This is a genomic window from Nodosilinea sp. FACHB-131 (assembly GCF_014695395.1).
GTDB lineage: Bacteria > Cyanobacteriota > Cyanobacteriia > Phormidesmidales > Phormidesmidaceae > Nodosilinea.
Genome location: NZ_JACJOF010000033.1, coordinates 71,761 through 89,890, shown reverse-complemented (window position 1 = coordinate 89,890; position 18,130 = coordinate 71,761). Strand labels below are relative to the sequence as shown.

19 protein-coding genes and 1 tRNA gene are annotated in these 18,130 nt (G+C 55.9%); 11 read left to right on the top strand and 9 right to left on the bottom strand.

Annotated elements, in window-relative coordinates; all coding sequences use genetic code 11:
- Positions 1–18: 18 nt before the first annotated feature.
- Positions 19–408 carry a hypothetical protein gene (locus H6F75_RS22415; protein WP_190754672.1) on the top strand — a complete coding sequence of 130 codons (390 nt, stop codon included), beginning with the start codon at positions 19–21 and terminating at the stop codon, positions 406–408.
- Between the two features lie 3 nt (positions 409–411).
- A complete protein-coding gene (locus H6F75_RS22410) occupies positions 412–711 on the top strand; it encodes a hypothetical protein (RefSeq protein WP_190754670.1) in 300 nt (99 codons plus the stop codon).
- A gap of 817 nt (positions 712–1,528) precedes the next feature.
- Here the strand turns inward: H6F75_RS22410 and H6F75_RS22400 are convergent.
- The 5 genes from H6F75_RS22400 to H6F75_RS22380 all read right to left on the bottom strand — a co-directional run bounded on the left by H6F75_RS22400 (position 1,529) and on the right by H6F75_RS22380 (position 4,626).
- The gene (locus H6F75_RS22400) at positions 1,529–2,965 is read right to left on the bottom strand and encodes a hypothetical protein (RefSeq protein ID WP_190754666.1); all 1,437 of its coding nucleotides are present in this window, start codon (positions 2,963–2,965) and stop codon (positions 1,529–1,531) included.
- Between the two features lie 51 nt (positions 2,966–3,016).
- Positions 3,017–3,679 carry a hypothetical protein gene (locus H6F75_RS22395; RefSeq protein ID WP_190754664.1) on the bottom strand — a complete coding sequence of 221 codons (663 nt, stop codon included), beginning with the start codon at positions 3,677–3,679 and terminating at the stop codon, positions 3,017–3,019.
- A 29-nt stretch (positions 3,680–3,708) separates the two neighbouring features.
- Positions 3,709–4,179, bottom strand: coding sequence for a hypothetical protein (locus H6F75_RS22390; RefSeq protein WP_190754662.1), 471 nt, complete (start codon positions 4,177–4,179; stop codon positions 3,709–3,711).
- Between the two features lie 72 nt (positions 4,180–4,251).
- On the bottom strand, positions 4,252–4,419 hold the full coding sequence (locus H6F75_RS22385; RefSeq protein ID WP_190754660.1) for a hypothetical protein: 168 nt from the start codon (positions 4,417–4,419) through the stop codon (positions 4,252–4,254).
- Between the two features lie 3 nt (positions 4,420–4,422).
- On the bottom strand, positions 4,423–4,626 hold the full coding sequence (locus tag H6F75_RS22380; protein ID WP_190754658.1) for a PilZ domain-containing protein: 204 nt from the start codon (positions 4,624–4,626) through the stop codon (positions 4,423–4,425).
- A 474-nt stretch (positions 4,627–5,100) separates the two neighbouring features.
- On the opposite strand from H6F75_RS22380, the gene H6F75_RS22370 reads away from it, so the two are divergent.
- From H6F75_RS22370 to H6F75_RS22330, 9 genes are all read left to right on the top strand, one after another.
- Entirely contained in the window at positions 5,101–5,433 is a 333-nt protein-coding gene (locus H6F75_RS22370) for a hypothetical protein (protein ID WP_190754654.1), read from the top strand.
- Complete coding sequence (locus H6F75_RS22365) at positions 5,434–5,643, top strand: hypothetical protein (protein ID WP_190754652.1); 210 nt, start codon at positions 5,434–5,436, stop codon at positions 5,641–5,643.
- Positions 5,640–5,834, top strand: coding sequence for a hypothetical protein (locus H6F75_RS22360; protein WP_190754650.1), 195 nt, complete (start codon positions 5,640–5,642; stop codon positions 5,832–5,834). Before H6F75_RS22365 ends, H6F75_RS22360 begins: the two co-directional genes overlap by 4 nt.
- 102 nt (positions 5,835–5,936) lie before the next feature.
- The gene (locus H6F75_RS22355; RefSeq protein WP_190754648.1) at positions 5,937–9,269 is read left to right on the top strand and encodes a hypothetical protein; all 3,333 of its coding nucleotides are present in this window, start codon (positions 5,937–5,939) and stop codon (positions 9,267–9,269) included.
- On the top strand, positions 9,262–9,477 hold the full coding sequence (locus H6F75_RS22350) for a hypothetical protein (protein WP_190754645.1): 216 nt from the start codon (positions 9,262–9,264) through the stop codon (positions 9,475–9,477). The genes H6F75_RS22355 and H6F75_RS22350 overlap by 8 nt, the downstream gene beginning before the upstream one ends.
- A 91-nt stretch (positions 9,478–9,568) precedes the next feature.
- Positions 9,569–9,868: a hypothetical protein gene (locus H6F75_RS22345; RefSeq protein WP_242020283.1), complete on the top strand. Its 300-nt coding sequence runs from the start codon at positions 9,569–9,571 to the stop codon at positions 9,866–9,868.
- Positions 9,855–10,007, top strand: a complete 153-nt coding sequence (locus tag H6F75_RS22340) for a hypothetical protein (RefSeq protein ID WP_190754643.1) — start codon at positions 9,855–9,857, stop codon at positions 10,005–10,007. Before H6F75_RS22345 ends, H6F75_RS22340 begins: the two co-directional genes overlap by 14 nt.
- Complete coding sequence (locus H6F75_RS22335; RefSeq protein ID WP_190754642.1) at positions 10,000–10,653, top strand: hypothetical protein; 654 nt, start codon at positions 10,000–10,002, stop codon at positions 10,651–10,653. Before H6F75_RS22340 ends, H6F75_RS22335 begins: the two co-directional genes overlap by 8 nt.
- The gene (locus tag H6F75_RS22330; RefSeq protein WP_190754641.1) at positions 10,646–10,840 is read left to right on the top strand and encodes a DNA-binding protein; all 195 of its coding nucleotides are present in this window, start codon (positions 10,646–10,648) and stop codon (positions 10,838–10,840) included. The genes H6F75_RS22335 and H6F75_RS22330 overlap by 8 nt, the downstream gene beginning before the upstream one ends.
- Positions 10,841–10,985: 145 nt before the next feature.
- Here H6F75_RS22330 and H6F75_RS22325 read toward each other — a convergent pair whose 3' ends face one another.
- From H6F75_RS22325 to H6F75_RS22310, 4 genes are all read right to left on the bottom strand, one after another.
- A complete protein-coding gene (locus H6F75_RS22325; protein WP_190754640.1) occupies positions 10,986–12,116 on the bottom strand; it encodes a site-specific integrase in 1,131 nt (376 codons plus the stop codon).
- Positions 12,117–12,265: 149 nt separating this feature from the next.
- A tRNA-Glu gene (locus H6F75_RS22320) sits at positions 12,266–12,338 on the bottom strand.
- 130 nt (positions 12,339–12,468) lie between these two features.
- Positions 12,469–13,431 carry a sensor domain-containing diguanylate cyclase gene (locus tag H6F75_RS22315; RefSeq protein WP_190754639.1) on the bottom strand — a complete coding sequence of 321 codons (963 nt, stop codon included), beginning with the start codon at positions 13,429–13,431 and terminating at the stop codon, positions 12,469–12,471.
- 560 nt (positions 13,432–13,991) lie between these two features.
- Positions 13,992–17,987, bottom strand: coding sequence for a choice-of-anchor I family protein (locus H6F75_RS22310; RefSeq protein WP_347710696.1), 3,996 nt, complete (start codon positions 17,985–17,987; stop codon positions 13,992–13,994).
- Between the last annotated feature and the right edge of the window lie 143 nt (positions 17,988–18,130).

Genomic DNA, 18,130 nt, shown 5'->3' with positions numbered 1-18,130 from the left:
TGAGCTAGGGGTGACACCATGACCCCCGACCAACTTGCCTTAAAGGAACTGCTCGACTCTGCCCCTTTAGCCTGGGTGCAGCTCAACCCAAACCAGCGATCGCTGCTGCGCAAAACCCTTCGCCCTGATGGCGAGTTCACCCCTGAACAGCGGGAACTCCTGCAAGATCGGTATCTCCCCATCACCACCGAGCAGCTAGCCCAGGCCCAGAGGCTGCTACTGCCCAGACGTACCCAGGTCAATGCCCGGGCCGATGCTGATGGGGCGATGTGGCTACCGGCTGACCTGTTGACCGATTGCATGGAGGTCAGCGATACCTACCATGCGATCGTGGGCCTCCTTGCCCAGCTGCCAATCACCCTAAAGCCCGCTGATGACTTTCCTGCTCCGTCACCCCTGGACATCTGAATCATGCCTATTGAGGTTTGGCTACCGCTGTTTTTAACCGTGCTCTCAGCGGTGGTCTACTCGGCCCGCTCGCTAGCCATCCAAGGCGCACGCGCGGTTGAGTTGCTGACTCAGCTCAAAGAGAAGGTGAGCATCTGCCAGGTGGGCATTGAAGCGTTGAGAATGGTCGATACCGACGTCGATCGCCGCTTAGCCGAGATGGAGCAGAAGGTAGAAGACCTAGAGCACTACCTAGAGCTGGCCAGCGCCGGAAAGTACCCGCATCCTTACACTCCACGTGGGCATGGAAAACGAGCTGCATAACGATGAACCCGTCAAACGCCCACAACAGCGAGAATATTAAGGCTGCTGCGTGGGCAAGGCTGGAGATTGAGAACGCGATCAAGTTGCTCAAAGCTAACCATGCTTATTTGACAGAGGGCCAAATTAAGGAGATTAAGCGGGTGATCTACAGTTCTCCGATGCCTGAAGAATAGGACAGAGTTTTGTACAAAACTTACTACCCACAGGGAAGACTCAGGAGTAAGCGGGAATATTGTTAATTGCCAAGTGCAAACTAGGGAGCGTCTTATGAGCGTTGAGTGGATGAGTGCTGCTCTGATGGCGCAGTTGTTACTATCATCTGCGGTACACGATCACATGTATACCAGGGGGGAGCGAAGGACTACTTTCTTTAAGTGGACAGGCTCCAATTTTTCACCATTGCTGAATATGGCTGAATTGATCCGTAAGGGTGACGCTAAAACCAAGGCCAAACAAAAGCGTTAAACCCCATCCATTCAGCCGACAGAAAATCCACCACCTGGTAACGGCCATACCATGGGCGCATATGGGCCGCAATCCCCACTGGAATCACAGGGCAAAACTGTAATGAATCCCAGCGCAATGCCGAGGAAAAAGAGTAAACACATCGCTAATATCAGAGAGGGAATTAGTATAGCGGCCCAAACCAAAGCCTTTTCGAAATCCATATCTAAATCCCTTTTATAAATGTTTCGATGGGGGTGTTCGGAGGCGTACGGCGAGGCGTTCGGTGGTGCGTACGCTCCGAACGCTCCGAACGGGGTTGCCGAACGGCCCCGAACGCCCATTCTATAAGGCCCCGAACGGTTCCGTACGCTTACTCCCGTTCGGTCGGGATAGAGTTAGGGGGTAGGCTATAGCCTGGGTTCTCTTCATCCGTTCGGTGCAGGTCTCCCCGTTCGGTCAGCCTCTCCAAAATTTTGGCGAAGAGGTCTTTATCGACAGAGCGAAGCGGGCGGCGCTTCGCTCTAATTTCGTGGGCTTTCAGTGGCTCCGATGCCCCGGCCAACACCTCAAAAATAATCCCCTCGATCGCCTCTAGATTTAGCTTCTCTTCTTCGCTTGGTTCGAGGACTTTGGTAACGGTTTTGGCATTTTCTAAGGGACATTTTTGCAGGGGCTTTAAATCCCCTTTGAACTCGGGCAAGACATCGTGATAGATGTCCTCATCCTCTCCTATCCACAGCTGCAAATAGCGGCTGGGGTGGCTAAGAATATCCTCCCGTTGCTCAGTGGTGAGCCGGAGTCCGCCCATCTTTTCAATCACAGATAGGGCTAACCGTCGTTTACTTTTCAGAGGCAGAACCATCCTGAAATTTTGCTGCAACAGGTCCAGGTCAATGCCCAACGGTCGGGCGTTTTTGGTCTGAGCTAGCAGTACCCCATAGGCAGCAATTGCTGCCCCCTGAGTCGCAATTTCAACCTGTAACCCAGCAAGGGAAGCGGCCAGGCCTTTCACCTTTGAGCGCTTGGCGTAGGTCTGAATTTGGATCGCTTCATCGAAGACAAACCACTCAGGTTCTGTGTCAGTGCCTTCGGCGTGAGCCGATAATTTTGCCCCCCAGTGAGAGAGCAACCATTGCAGCTGCCTACCCTTCTCCTCCGGCTTGCCCCAGAGAACGTAGCCATCCCAGTGGACCGGCACCTGGTCGGTAGCCTTGGTGCTGAGGTAGTTGACTCGAGCATGGCCGTCGAGCAGACAGCGAAGGGCGTTGCTTTTGCCCTCCCGGCTACCCGCCAGCAGCAGGAAGTGGGGGCAGTCTGGGTCTAGTTTGATAGGGGCAAGGGGCACCGGGGCAGCATCGGCCGAGGGGCTAGGGGTTGTTGCCTCCGAGGGCTTTGGGGGCAGTTGTGGCCGTGCCTTGGGTTTGCCCAGCAGGCCCAGCGACTTGGCCAACGTTTCGGCATCGTCTGAGAGGCGCAGGTCGCGGGCGATCGCCTGGGTTAGCTCGGCCTGCACCTGCTCGGCTCCCACGTCGGCTTGATATTTGCGCAACTGCTTCTTGTCGAGCAAATGAGCGATCAGGCCCTCACTGACGGCCTCGATTTGGTCGCTGTTGCGTTCGTTGGCATCCCAGGCCAGGTAGAGACCATAGCCCAGAGCTGCAATACCAGTAAGGGGGTTTAGTAAGCTCCCAAGCACTAACCCACCAGCTAAGCCGCCCCCAATATAGAGTTTGGGGTTGTGCATCCCTTCGGCGGCATCTTCGGCGGTATCAATCCAGAGGGGGTGGAGTTTGGTTAAGTTGCTCATAGTTTCACCAAAAAGTAATGGGGGCATCGTTGCCCCCGTTTGCCGTGTTTTCTAGCCGTGGGCTCGCTTCATGTAGTGCCATTGCAGGCCCAAAAACAGGATGAAGCGCACCATGAGTTCAAAGCAGAACAGCATGGTAACGATCAGCCCCACACTGCCCCAGTTGATGAGGCCCCATTGGCCGGTAAAGATGACAAACACCAGCTGGGCAAAGCCGCCATCGACGGGGGGGAAGACGGTTAGGCAAATGAAGGTGTCGACGATGTAGGCGACCAGGCTGGCCCGATTGGCAGACCGAATGCTGAGCAGGGGAAAGCGGTTGTACCACTCCTTCAGTCGCACGAGGGCGGGATCGTCGTCCTCATTCACATGCAGTTGTTCGGCGGAATCGGCCTCAAGAGCAATCAGGCGCATCAACTTGCGGTCGTGCTTCAGCAGAATCGGGTAGGCCTCTGCGGTCTGAATGAAAGCCCACAGCACCACCCCAACGGGGATTGAGATCAGGGCCAGAGCACGATTACCAAAGAAGCCCACCAGGCCTTGCAGGTCAAAGATGTTGATGAGGGCCAGGGATACCGCGCGGCAATAGGGCAGCATGTTGGCAGCTGCCACGATGCAGGCCACGCAGATAGCGAGCCAGTAGAGAAACTGGCGGGCTGTCTTAGCCCCTGATTTGGGTGAGCGAGAGGTTTTTTTAGTGGAATAGGTGGTCATGAGTTTGAGTCTATAAAGGTGTGCTGGACTTAATTTGAGGGCATGTAGTAGGCAGCGCCCTGGTATTGGCTCATTCGCCAGTCAACTAGGGTCTTATCGCCCGTAAAGGCCATCTTTTGGGTGACCCCTGGGGTGGTAGGGTCGCTGTCATCGTCGGTAATAACACCGGTGTTACCGTGGGCATCGCAGACCATAGAACCCACGGGGATGGGTTGATTAGAAGCGCTGTCTATAACTGGGAGGTTGAGCACGAGGGAGACATAGCGCTGCTGGTCGACGCTCACCACTGGAATGCAGCCGGTCTCATAGCGGGCGATCGCCACCTCGTTTTTTTGCGCCTGCTCTTGCTGGCTCAGGGTGAGCTCGGTCATGTCATCGCCGATGCGACTGGCCTCGGCGCGGGCGGTGGTGACCTTTGAGGCGAAGTCGCCAAGGTTGCTAATGCTGGGTATCGCGGTGCCAATGATGGCTAGGGCAAATGCCCCGTGAATCGGTTTCATGATGTTGGGATGTCCTCTTAAAACGACAAAAAGCGCCCCCCAAGAGAGATGGGGGCGCGAACTCAGCAACGGTTATCGAAGCCGCTTGCGAACGTGGCCAGCACGGTCTAGGGTGCGGACAGCTTTGATATAGGCGTCGTTGCAGCTAATGCCTGGGTTGAGCCGAAGAATGTAGCGTGTTAGGCGCTCGACATCGGCCTGGCTATAGGCGAGTTGGTAATCGGTGGTGGGGTTAGGCATGACTTACGCAGCCTCCCCAATGCGTGGGCCTAAATCATCTTCGATGTGCCACTGGCCAGACAGAGCCACCCGGTAGTACCAGGCGTTTTGGTCGGGGTCGAAGTGGCGCACCTTGATGCTGGTGGGGATGGTAGATCCGTGGAAAAGGAGCCAGACATCAGCTCCTAACTCATATTTAGGCGGTGGGATTGATATGAACGCAGTCATAATAAAAGTGCCCTTCGTGGGTAATCCCAGGGGTTTCAGTGCCAACTCAGGCCCCTGGGGTTTACAAGTTTTACTCAATCAATCAGCCCTGACCTGCTCGACCTAACTTATCGGGCAGGTCATTTAATGTGACACCGTGCGGCTCTAGTGCCGTCAGCAAACTTTTAAAACCAGCAGCGGTGAACGATGGCTCGCTTAGCCCTTGCTCCCAGCGGCTAACCGTCGAGGGGTAAACCCCCAAGAGGTTAGCGAACTGAAGCTGACTCATGCCAAGCAATAGGCGTATCTGCTTCACGGGAGGATCACCTTCCGAATCAAACAACTTCTCTTTAAGCATTGCATATCACTACGCAATATGCAACCATAATTGCTATGCATATTGCATACCTCAGTAAACGACATCTGGGTTGCATCGCAAAATGCAACCCAGATTACCTACTCTCTCATCCCCTTAGGACTGGAGATACCGAGCAAATGCCCATAGATCTACTGCAACCATTCAGGCCCGTCTTGGGGGCCGAATCATTTGATGGAGGGGGGCGCGAAGTCGTGGGGTGGACCGACTGCCCCCGGGGGCGCGCCCTTCTCGCTTGGCTGCCCCTGCTAGTCGATCGCAACATTCACGGCTGCGTGTCCTACAGCACCAACCCCGAGCCGTGGCCAGGCTTCTGGTGGGCCACCAGAAACGCCGAAATATCACACCTCAATAGCCCTTGGTGGTGGCAGGTCTACCCAAAAGCCCCCCCAAGAGACCTTTGGGAGCCGCAGGACCTTTGGGATGTGCTGTACGAAGCAGGAGTGTTCTAGATGTTCACCACAATTTGGTTAGAGACCAAAAACGGGGAGTTTGTACACAGGGCCGACATTCTCAAATTCCTGCCAGGCCAAGAGCCGGTGGTGGTTCTCTGGGGCGATCGCTGCTTTGTGCAGCAGCAAGTGAAGTCGGTCTATCGGGAAGTTTCTTTCTACCCACTGAGAGACCGACCACAGCCAGAAATTGAAGGGGGTGCTGCATGACTTACCCCGACGGCTCCGATCTCGTTAAGCGGCTGGTCCGCTTAGAGAACCAAGTAGAGGCCCTGCGACGGGTTGAGCTAGAGCTCTGCCAAGAGCTGGTCAGTCTCTTTCACTGCGGCCAAGTTACAGAGATATCTGCGCAGCGCATCCTGCGCCACCTCGAAGCCTTGAAAACGTTGAAGCCCAAGTGAAAAAACAGAAGGGCCGGAACCCCCCTTAGAGTACCGGCCCTTTTTCTCGTCGTGGTGGAACCGCCAGAACCACCAACCCAACTGTATCTAAGCAACAACGACATGCCTTCAATCAAATCTAACTCAAGAGAGGCTTCACGAACTGTTCACTGCCCCCTGTGCGATCGCGACCACTATTGCTTTTTAGTGGGCGACCCCATAGAGAAAGTGATCTGCCAGTGGACCGACCCCAACCACCCGCCCGAGGGGTGGAACTACGCCGGCGAAAGCAAAGACCGGCGGCCCATGTTCAACACCGCCAAAAAGCGCCACAAGTCGCGGCGATTCCCCGACCTGGTGACCTTGCCCCAGACCGAGCTAGCAGACCCAGCACCCGAGTGGCAGACCGTAGAGCCAGTCGGCCAACTCAGTGTGGGGGATATTGTACGAAATTCCGCCGATGGCCAGTTCTACCAGGTGAAAGCCCGCAAAGGCCGCAAAGCTGGGGGAGAGCAACGGCTATTCCTCACTCTTTCCCCACCAGGTCAGAACAGCCCAGTCGTCGAGGCCTTAGAGAGCGAATGCAGCCTGGCTACCAATGACCCAGAGACCGGGGCCACTTTTAGCGAGATTCGCTACCTCTACCCAGACCCCGTAAAGAAAACCGAGTTTGCCATGGTAGTGCGTCGCCAGTGGACCGATCGCCGCCAGTGGCTAGAGGACTGCCGCAAAACCAAAGAGGTGCGGCCCTACCACTGGCAGAGCAGCGGCGAGACCGGCGAATGGGTCAAAGGCCGGGGTGAGCGACCGTGGCCCCTCTACCGGGAAGACGAAGCCAAAGAGGCCATCCTTAACGGTGGGGTGGTGTTTGCCGTTGGGGGCGAGCAGGCCGTAGAAGTCTATCGAGACCTGGGGCAGGTGGCTACCACCTGCGCCGGCGGCGAGACCCACTGGGAAACCATTGCCGCCAGATTAGAGGATTGTTTTGCGGCGGCCACCCGCAACGGCCTAAAGCCAGTTCTCGCCATCCACCCCGACTTCGACCTGGCCGGGGATAGCCACTTTGGTCAGCAGCTCCTGAAGGAATGTGGCGATCGCGATATTCCGGCGATCGCCATGAATCCCCAAGACATCTGGGGCCAAATTCCCCATGGGGGTGACATCAAAGACATCGTGGAGGGCTCCGGCCTCGCCGCCGGCGGTGTGATTAAAGCCCTAGAGCACGCCATCGACGAGGCGATCGACCGGCAGGGCAAGGAAGAGAAGCTCATTCTGCAGCGCCGCCGGTGGAACGCCCCAGACGCCCATTTTGGCGAGCTAGGTTACTGGAAAGAGTCCGAAAGCGGCCACATACAGGGCTTTACACCCCTCACCAACTTTGATTTTCAAGTAGAGAAAGAGGTGGCCAGCCCAGAGGGTGGGGGCTTTGTGCTTCAGCTCAAGCGGGCCGGTGAGCACCAGCAGTTCAGAGTCTTCCTGCCCTCGATGGACTTTACCAGCGTGCAGACCTTCGAGAACACGCTCAAAAAGGCCCTCGGCGGGGCGCTGATCTGCCGGCTTACCACCAACCAAATGAAGTCGCTGCTAAGAGTGCGCCTGCATGAGTACGCCCACAACCGAGGCGGCAAGGTCTATAAGCTCTGCCAGCGCGTGGGCCAACAGCCCGATGGGTACTGGGTTTTTCCGCGGTTGCAGCTCACCCCCAAGGGCGAGGCCACCGACGAAAACAAATCGCTTTGGATATGGAACACCGGCTTAACAGGAGATGAGAGTACCTTGCCTAAACCCGCGATCGCACCGCCGCAGCCCAACGCGCTTCGCCAGCTGGTGGAAGCGATGGAAGTTTTCTTTGGCCCCAAGAACATCTACCCGGCGCTGCTCACCCTGGGCTATGGGGCCGCGTCGGTGCACTACCAAGAGATTATCGAGACCGAAGGGGCCTTCCCCATCCTCAACCCCTTTGGCGACGCCGGCAGCGGCAAAACCACGGCGGGGCAATGTGCTCTGTCGCTGGTAGGGATGCACACCGAAGCCGCTGGCGGCCTCATGCGCGAAGTTTCGGTGTCAGCCGCCTATGAGCGGCTCAAAATTGCCGGGTCACTCATCCACTGCCTAGATGACCCAGCCCGCACCCCCGAGCTCGACGAATTTCTGAAGGGCCTCTACAACGGCAAGGCCCGCCTGGTGCGAGGGCAAAACGGAGCATCGTTCAACATGCAGCGGCCCCACAGCCCGCTGATGGTGACTTCAAACTTCGCCTGTGGCGAGACCAACGCCGCCACCATGAGCCGGATGCTGTTGCTCTGGTTTGACAACAAAAGCCCTGGCCAATTCGATACCTACCACCAGCTCGCCGCTGCCTGGGACAAAGCCAGCGGCTGTTTGCCCGACCTGATTAAGCTGGGCTACCCCAAGCCGGCGATCGCCGTCATCGAAGCTGACCTGGTGAAGAGTCTGCCCCTGGCCCACAACCGCATTGCCCGCTCATTGGCGCTGATCGTGGCCTATACCGAGGCAATTTGCCAGCTGGCCGAGGTGGGCAACCGCCTCAACATTCGCCAGTACGCCGTCGAGACCGTTTGCGCCATGGCTAACGACTCCGAAAACAGCGGCGATAGCCTGCGCGACTTTGTAGAGAAGCTGTTCATTTTGCGCAGCCAGGCCAAAGCAGGCGAGTGGAATATGCGCTTTATCTGCAAGCACAACAGCAGCGAGATCAAGTCTTTGGCGCTCAACCTGCCCACCATCTGGAACACTCTCGACGGGGCCTTTAAACTCCCCTACAACCTGAGCATCATCAAGCACCTGCTGCAAGGGCACCAGTCCAACATGACAGCACAGCAAAAATTCCACATGGATGAGGATGTGAGCCGGGCTTTTCAGCGGGGGGCAACTCAAGATCCAAAGTGGCAGACAAAGCGGTGCGTTGAAATACCTATCGACGTGATTCGGAAATATGTTGAGGCTGAAGAAAACGTGTCAACTGAGTCAACTGACCCTGCGATCGCACCTGAAAGCCCTGCCAGTACTGAAGATTCCCAGTTGACATCTATATGTCAACTGAATGTCAACCGAGATAGTAATAGTCAACTGAACGGAGAGGGGGGTGATCAGTTGACAGAAAACCGGTTGTCAACCGAAGCCCCAGTTGACAGCACTTTGTCAACCGAGCAAACCCATGCCCCGCAAGGGTTTGAACCCTCTTCAGAGGCTCAGTTGACACAGTTGACAGAGAAATGTGTGCGCACCCACACGCCGGAACCACCCCTCTATGATTCAGGCGGTTGCCATAGATTAACGCCGGGTACTCGCTGCAAAGTTCTGATCGGTCAGTTCACCGGCTCCCTGGTGGAGGTCGTCGACGACAGGGGTGACGAAGTAGAAGTTCACCGCAGCGGCTGGGCGATCAGCCGCGAATACTCCCGAGATGAACTGGAGGTGCTGAGCCATGAGTAACAATCCCGAGTCCCTGTTTTCTTCATATGTCGCCGCTGCTGACGAGAGCATTGGGGCCATGATGATCGATGTCATCGACACCGCCAGGGGCCTAAAGCACGGCGCGGCGGCAAATCAGCTAGAAGTCTCTGACGATGCTTTGCTAAATGCTGCTGTGGCGATCGTCCTTTCCGCCAGAGGGGAGGTGAGCAGCGATGCCAATGGATAGAAGCCGCTACGCCAAAAATTGGAACGAAATAGCGCTCAAAGTAAAAAGCGACGCTGGTTGGAAGTGTCAGGAGTGTGGCAGGCCCTGCCGAATGACGAATGAAACCCTATTCGCTTTCATCACTCGAATGGAAGACGAAGACTGGCCAGAGCTGGACTGGGTAAACCACACCGCCGCCAGCACCATCTGCGAACATCCCACTCGATTTGTGCTCACCGTGGCTCACCTCAACCAAGACCCCAGCGATAACGCCCCCTGCAATCTGCGGGCACTCTGCGCCCCCTGCCACCTGCGCCACGATGCCCCCTATCGGGCCGCCAACAGCCAGGCCAAGCGTGAGCGAGCTGGACAACTAACCTTGCTGGGAGGTGCGATCGATGTCAATTCTTGACCCCTGCAAAGAATGCGGCTGTGGCCGCATCGAGTGGATGGATCGCTACTGCCAGGAATGCTGGGAAGCGCTCTGCGCCCGTGAATGGTGGCTGATGATTGAGCAGCTCGACGAAACGGAGGTGAGCAGCGATGGCTGAAAAGACTTGTTCGCTCAGAAAGGGTGACTACGTTTGCTCCCGGCGAGATCAAAGCGAAATTGGTGTTGTTGATCGCGTGAAGCGAACCCGCGTCCCCCATTCCACCGACTTGGTGGTTGATTGGCTCACGCACTCCGGTAGCAGTCACGAGTTTTCATCGGGGCTAGAAAGGCTAGAGCCCTCTGATCCGCGAGTGGTGGCGCTAACCAAATCTACAAAATCGAAGGCAGGCCGCCCTGCCAAGTGGAGCGGCCCTACCACTCCGATCCGCGTGCCCCAGCACCTAGCCGAGCATCTGCTAGCGATCGCCCGCGAACTCGACAGCCCAGAGTCAGCGAATAACGTACAAAACCCCAGCGGCCTGCCCATCTGTAAGCCCGCCGCCGATGCGGCCACCATTGCCCAGGGCCTGGCCGAAGGGTGGATCTCTCACAAGCTCCCTGAGTACCCCCTAAAAATGCTCACCAGCGAGAGCCCCGCTGGCACCTATCGCCTATTCCTAGGCCCGCCCCCCGATCTGCCCCCGCAGGTTGAGGCATCCATAGAGGAATACTGCGATCGCGTTTTCGATGGTCTCACCGAAACCGATTGGGTCTACCTGCTCACCCGCCTAGTAGAAGAATGGGGGGAAAGAGTGGATGCCTAAGAAACCCCGCGTATGGCTCTCTACTGCCGAAGCCGCCGCCGAGCTAGGCTGTGGCCCCAAATACCTCAGAGAGAACCGCGACACCATCTTTAAGAAAGGCACCCATTACCGAGTGCTCAACCCCAACGCCTGGCGGCCCACCTACCGTTGGCACCTCAAGAAAATTCAGAAGTTGATGGAGGCGTAACCCTGTATGCATGAGTGCCCCGACTGCGGAATGGCTTGCGACTGTGACGGCGAAGATGTTTATGCAGTCGCTCAGCCCTACTTAGATTGCGAGTGTGACTGTGAGGGCTTCGACGATGACGAAGAACTCAACTCACCCTATGGCTTTAACGATTGGGAATACGATCTTCAGTTTGGTTTGTGGTGGCTTCACCACCAGGCGGCTTTGGCCGATCAGCCCGCTCCACCAGCAGGCGATACACGCTCTCAATCTGCTGAGAGCTGATCCACCGCTGGTAGGTGCGCGTGTGCACATCGACGCTGTGGCCCATCTGCCGAGCTGACAGCTCCACCGGCCAGCCAAACAGCAACGTGCGAATCGCCCAGGCGTGGCGAAGGTCATAGGGCACAAAGGCCATACGGGGGCTGAGATACTTCGAGACCGAGTGCCCAATCTTCTGGTTACTGCGATCGAGGTCAACCGGCGGAAACACCGGGTAGTTCAGCCCCCATTCTTCTGCCCATTCGGGATAGCAGGGCCACACCTCCCTAGCCCCCGTTTTGGTAGTCTCGCGCACCTTCACCCGTGGGAAGCTCGACAAATCGACGTGGAACACCTCATGGTTCCGCAAGCCGTAAGTAGCCATCATGCCGTAAACCCATCGCCATCCTGGGTTCTGCAAGTTGTGCCTAACCTCTGCGATCGCCACATCGGTGGGCAGGTCGCGGGGCGTTACCTTTGTTGGGCTGTAGTTCCCCCGGTAGGGGCTAGCGTCAAACTCAACCCCAGCAAATTTTGCTAAAGCCCCAGCCGCCACACAGCAGCGCACCCTCGATCGGCTGTTTGGCGTGGTGCTCTCCACCAGCTGGCGCAGCAGCTCGACTGTTATCACCGCCGCCGGCGGCAGTTTTCGCAGGGGTTTCCAATAGTCACCCTCCCACGTGTCGAGGGTGCCGCCGGCAGCGATGTACTGCACTTGCAAAGCGGCGATCGCCTCATCACAAAGCCATTCAGCCGCCCGTGGGGCCGAGTGTCCCCACCTGGCCCAATCAAATTCGCGGGCCGCTAACTGGGCACCTAACAGCCGTGCTTCTTTCTCTGCTCGCCTGAGACCATCAGGGTTAGCCGGTAGCCCCAGGCTCACCCGCTGCTGTGATGCTTCTGACTGTGAGCTGCCCGGTTTTGGGGGCAAGGTAGCCCGCAGGCGCAATTTATCCCCGTGCTGCTCGACGGTGACCCCTACTTTGCTGGCCTTAAGCCGACCGTTGACCTGTCGAAGCTTGCCGGTTATTTCCACGTGACTAAAATGTGGCCTAAAAAAAGAGGGGCGTTTAAGGTTGATTAGGGTTAATCAGGGTTGATATACATTTCGCAATGGTATCTAAAAAGCAAGCCCCGTAGGCTCTTGGGCGCTACAGGGCTGATGTCATCGTGATAGTAGAACTATACCCCCAGGGGAATTCGAATCCCCGTCGCCTCCGTGAAAGGGAGGTGTCCTAGGCCTCTAGACGATGGGGGCCTATTTTTTCAACACTCCCCAGTATAGATAACAGGTGTACCCTTGTCAAACTGGTTTATGTTGCTGTGGCCAACGGTGGTGACCAACTGAATATTACTATAACTGCCTATGAGCACTTTTAATCACGCAGTTAATGGTTTTTTTGTTGGCTAGCAGGCTTGCGGCTGTACATGGCGCGATCGGCATTGGCCCAAGCCCACCGCAGCCCCTGGCTGGGGTGGCGGCCCGCAATTCCTACCGAGGCGTGAAGCTGGCTTTCGCTTAGAGCCTGCTCGAGTTGGTGTTTGATCAACTCTCCCTCGACTAGAGGGCACTCCACACAGAGTATGGCAAATCCATCGCCACCAATGCGGGCAACGGTATCCTGTTTGCGGGTTATTTGCCTAAGTAGGTCCCCAGTGCGCCGCAAAATCTGATCTCCGGCGGCTTGGCCCTGGCTGTCGTTGATTGCCTTGAGATCATCGATGTCAATGACAATGATGCTGGCAGGGTAGCCATAGATGGCACAGCGTTCTTCTTCGCTGTCTAAGAGCTGATCCCAGCCGCGACGGTTGTAGAGTCCGGTCAGGCCATCGGTTAACGCTTCTGTTTGCAGATGTTCGGCTAATCGCGCCTGCTCTGCAGATTTTATATCGGCGTGGAGAATACGGCTGAGCAGCTGGGCCAAAAGCTCAATTAAGGGCAGCTCCTGTTGAATAACCTGGGGCTGAGGCAGCGGGTCAATAGCACAAAGGGTGCCAAATAAGGTGCCGTCTTCCTTTAGAAGGGGTACGCCCACGTAGGCCCCAATTTTGACTTGTTGCCCAATGGGAGCTTCGGCGTAGGCCACCACCGTTTCAGACGTGGGGGCAATGCGAGGACCCTCTCCTTTGACCATGCGAGAGCAGAAGGAGTCAGACCAGCGAAAAACATCTCCGGCTTTGACACCGTAGCCTGTGTCGTTAGCCTGTAAGACAATCCAGTCTTCACCCTCGGTGCGCGTTACCATCCACAGATCAAATCCAAGCCGATCGTGAAGATGGGTCAAAACGGCTAGGGCTGCGGTATTGAAATCAAGCAGCTGATTGGTATCAATAGTAGGTATAAATGTCATTGATGACGCGTTTAAAGTAAATTCTTAAAGCTCTATTCTTTATAAGAATATTGCCCATTGTTCTGATTAGCTAGCAAAAACAGAGTCTGCTGGGCAAGCCCACTTAAGCACAGAAATGAGTGGCTGAAGTGATGAACACAGGTATTTTACGGACTGAAATGCTTAATTAGGAAAAATTGAGACTACTTGTGAACGCCAATTTAGTTTTGAGAAAAGGGTGTAGAAGCTGTTGTCAAAGATGGGGCGATCGCTAGCAAAGTTTTTCTGCCTCATGGTTAAAAACAATGGCTTAAGCTCAAGATAGGTAGATTAGATTAAAGAACTATTACTCTTGTGATTCATGTTTTGATGATACGTAATGATTTGTTGCGATCGTTGAATTTTAGGGCTGCTACATCTTGTATCAAGCCTTCCTAATCTAACTGATAAGGGCTATGAAGATTGTGTTGTGCTAACAATACAAAAGCAGGCTCAAAAATTGAGCCTGCTTTTGTACGAGGTTCATTTAGCCAAGGCCAATTAGCGTTTAGCTGTTGGTTGACACTAAGTTGTTACGGACCTTAGACGGACACGGCAACTTCCACGACGATGTCATTAAAGTCATTGTCGCCACCGCCAAACAGATCCTCGAACCCAATCGCACCATCGATAACGCGGATGTGCTCAACCCCGTCGGCATTGGCGCTGCCAAAAGCAAAGTACACCTCGTTAGATTTGAAGCTGTCCAAATTGCCGTTGGCGATTAGGAAGGGGGCGTAGAGGCTACCTCCGGCTACCGTCGACTCAAAGACCGACGTAGTTAGGTTGGCGGTGGTCAGCGCCACATCGTCTGCGCGGTTTGCTAAGGCAGCCTCGGTATACCCTGACTGACCTGGCGCTACGTCGGCAATGCTGTCGCCGTTGAGGTCAATGCCGCCGTTGCGATCGGCTATGCGGTAGAAGCCCACGAAGTTGTCGAAGGCCGCCTCTCGATTGACGGTGAAGGTGGTGGCTACTTCACCAGTCAAATCCCGCAGATCTAGGAAGAGCTCAGACAGGCCGTCATTGTCAGGCGCGAGAGCCTCAAGGGCGCTGGCATCGAATACGGTAGTGCTGCCGCTCACTTCGTTGGCCACCACTACCAAAGGATTTCCGCTAGGGCTATCGGCAGCCGGGATAAATACCAGCCCTTCAGCCCCTAAATCGCCAGCGGTACCATCTTCAGCATTGCCTTCAAAATCGCGATTGTTTACGAAATCCACAAAGAACGCTTCGGTGGGGTTAGTGATGTCGTAGGTCATTACACCGCCAAACCGCTCTAGGCCAATGAAGGCATAGGTTCGCCCGTTGACTTCACCGACGGTCACGCCTTCTGGCTCAGGGCCTTTGGCGTCGCTGCGGCTGTCGAAGGAGCCATTCTCGCTGTTGTCAGAATTAAATTCGGCGGGGAACAACTCAGCGATAGTCTGCTCAAACTCTGCGCCGCTGTCGTAGACCAGATTGCCTTGGGTATCCCAAATTGAAAAAGAGCGCCCGCCCAGGGCATAAAGCTCTTCGTAGAGCCCGTCGCCATTGGCATCACCCAGGGTAGTGGTAACGGTAAGGCGGCCCAGGATTTCGTCAGCTTGAATCTCAGCAGCATTGGGAAACGCGACTGGATCTAGCTTCAAGTCACTCACTCGGGCTTCTTCGGCAAAGGTGTCGTACTCGCGAGCGTCGCCTTCGTTAGCAGTGACAATATAGGTTGCGCCGCCGGCTTCGTAGAGCGAGATTGCATCGGGCAGATATAGGCCAAAGAGGTTGGGGTAGGTGGTGATGTTGATGGCATCGTCGCGATCGCTGGCATCCAGCGGCACCACTGAGTGATCCTTATACCCCAGCGGCAAAATGTCGGTGACAGCCCCCGAGGCAATGTCTACTACGGCTAGGGCGTTATTCTCTTGCAGGGCCACATAGGCGGTGCGCGAGTCGCCGGTCACCGCGATGTATTCTGGCTCAACATCCTGGGCCACGGTGGCGTTGGGGCCAAAGATCCGCACCCCATCGGCCACCAGCGCATCGCGCTGGTCATTAAAGGTAGTGAAGTCGGCGGTGGTGACATTGGCCTGGGTGAGGTTTTCTACGCCTCCTGAGAGGTCAATAATGCTGATCGAACCTTCGGGGTCAATGCTGTAGTCAGCATTGGGTTCTCCCTCATTGGCCACCAGTACCTTGGTGCCGTCGGGGGTAAAGGTCAGCATGTCGGGCAGAGCGCCCACGGTAACGGCATTCAAGAAGTTACCGTCAATGTCAAAGAACACGACGCTGCCGGGGTCGGTTTTTTCTTCGCTTTCAATGGCTACAGCTACGATGCCGTTGCTAATGGCCACGCTGTTAGCCCCTGCCCCGTAGGCCGAGGGATCGATATTAAATAGTTTGGTAGGGTTGCTGGGGTCGCTGATATCCAGTACTTCTACGGTGGGAACGTTGGCATTGACCACAAACAGCCGCTGGGTTGCCGGGTCGTGAACCACAATCTCAGCGGCGCTGGCGTCAAAAACGCCCGTGCTGTAGGTACCGACGGGCACCAGCAAAGAGGTCGGATTGGTGGGATCGGTCGGTTCAGTGGGATCGGTGGGATTAACGCTGTCAATCACCGCATCGCTACGGAAGGCTAGGTTTTGGATGCGGCTGTCCAACTCGCGCCCTGTTTCAGCTGCGGTAAAAGGAGTATCGGCGCCAAAGTTGTCGAACAGATACTCCGCTAGAGCATCCTGCTCACTGAAATCGGGGGCGAAGGTAGCATTCCCCGTTGCAGGAGCCGTTTCATCTACCAAGTCAATGCGGTTGGTCGCTTCACCTGTGGGAAAGGGATAGCCATCGCCCCCGTCAGCCAGGAAGCTCAGGGTCACCATGCGGAAGGTGCGGCTAGGGTCGCCCACAATCTCGCCATTTTGCACTACCACGTCGATGTCAGTACCATCTTCAGCCTCGATCGCCAGGGACTGCACGCGGTTGCCGGGTTCACCATTGACGTCAAAGCTAAAGGAAAAACCACCAATTTGAGGAAACTGGCCAGGGGTAGCGCTATCGTCTGCCAGGCTGGCAGACACACCGTGCTCAATCAGGGCCAGCAGTTCTTCAGCCGTTACCGTAACGAGTGAGAGCGCATTGTTAAACGATAGGGCGTTGGCCACATCGTTTTGAGAAATACCACCCGCCGGTTTTACTCCAGGAATTTCTTCATTGGGCAGCAACTCGGCTTCACCCGTGCCGCCCGCAGGCACCAGCGTTTGGCCAATGTTATTGCGAATGCCGCCGCCGTTTTTGAGGGAAATGACTGCCGTCGGGTCAACTTCCTTAGCGATCGCCAAGTTGGCGTCGGCGGTGAGATTGCCTAGGTTAGTTTCCTGGGTGCGTACCGCGCCCCGGTTGCCGTTGAGGAATACTTCGCTGACGCCAAACACGTTGCTCTCGGTGGCAATTATTGCCTCGCGCAGGGCAGCGGTGATGGCTGCGATCGCCGGATCCGCCAGTCCTTCACCACCTACGGCCGCAATACCTTCATCATCGGTGGCGTAGGCTCCGCTGATCGTTGGGTCGTAGCTCTCGGGCAGGAGCACGCCATTCTCGTCGAAGTCAATCACCAGGCGGCCGACATACTTATAGTTGCCGTCGGTGTTGACCACGGCGACGGGGTTGCCGTCAGCACCGGTTTGAATAATTGGATAAATGCCCTGGTTAGTATCGCCGGCGCGGGCGCGATCGTTCTCGTCAAAGAGGCGAGTGTTAGAGCCGCCGGCAACGATAATATCGACGTTTGATAGTCGCTGGGCCAGCTCTTGCTCGATGGCAATCTGCTGCATGTGGGCCAGCAGCACTACTTTGTCAATGTCGGGGTTAGCAGCCAGCAAAGCATCGACATCGGCCTGAATTTCAGCAGCCAGGGCATCGAGCTGCTCCGAGGTGGGGCTGCTGTCAAAGGGCTGAGGCAGCACTGTGACAGTTCCAGGATTAGAGATGCGCACGTTGACGTTGCTGATGGTGGGAGTTGTGGCCCCCACTACGCCAATTCTCTCGCCGTTGACCTCAATGACCGTAGAGGCCGCAATGCCTTTAGGCTGGGGAGCAGCGGCATCGGGTATGACTAAATTGGCTAGGTTGGTGTCGGTGCTGAAGTCAAGGTTGCTGCTTAGGTAGGGAAACGCTGTTCCAGCAAATAATTCGTCGATTTCTGTAGTTGGATCGTCTTCGCCACCGCCAATCAGATCGGCCACCAAAGCAGTACCCTGGTCAAACTCGTGGTTGCCAAAGGCGATCGCTTGGAAACCTAGGGCGTTTTGAATTAAGATATCGCCGCGACCAGCACCGCCAAACGCACCGGCGCTGGCATTGAAAAATACGCCTGGAATGTACGCATCCCCAGACGACAAAATCAGCGTATTGGCAAAGCCTGCTATGCCATCACCATCAAGATCCTGATTTTTTAGGGCATTTAATACGGCTGAAAACCGAGGGGCATCGTCAAGAGCGCTAATGTTGCCCTCCTGGTCAGCGGCGTGGAAGAGTTGGAGCGTGAAGTCAGCCATGGATAACACTTGGGGGTCACATCGGGTAGCCAATGCTACGGAGTTATCTTCGGCCATTACTCATGGCAGCACTTAATGGCAGGGCTAACTGTCCGGTAAGTTTTGATTAAAAATTGCTTAACGGTGGGCTTTTCAAGCGCCCTCGGCTGAAT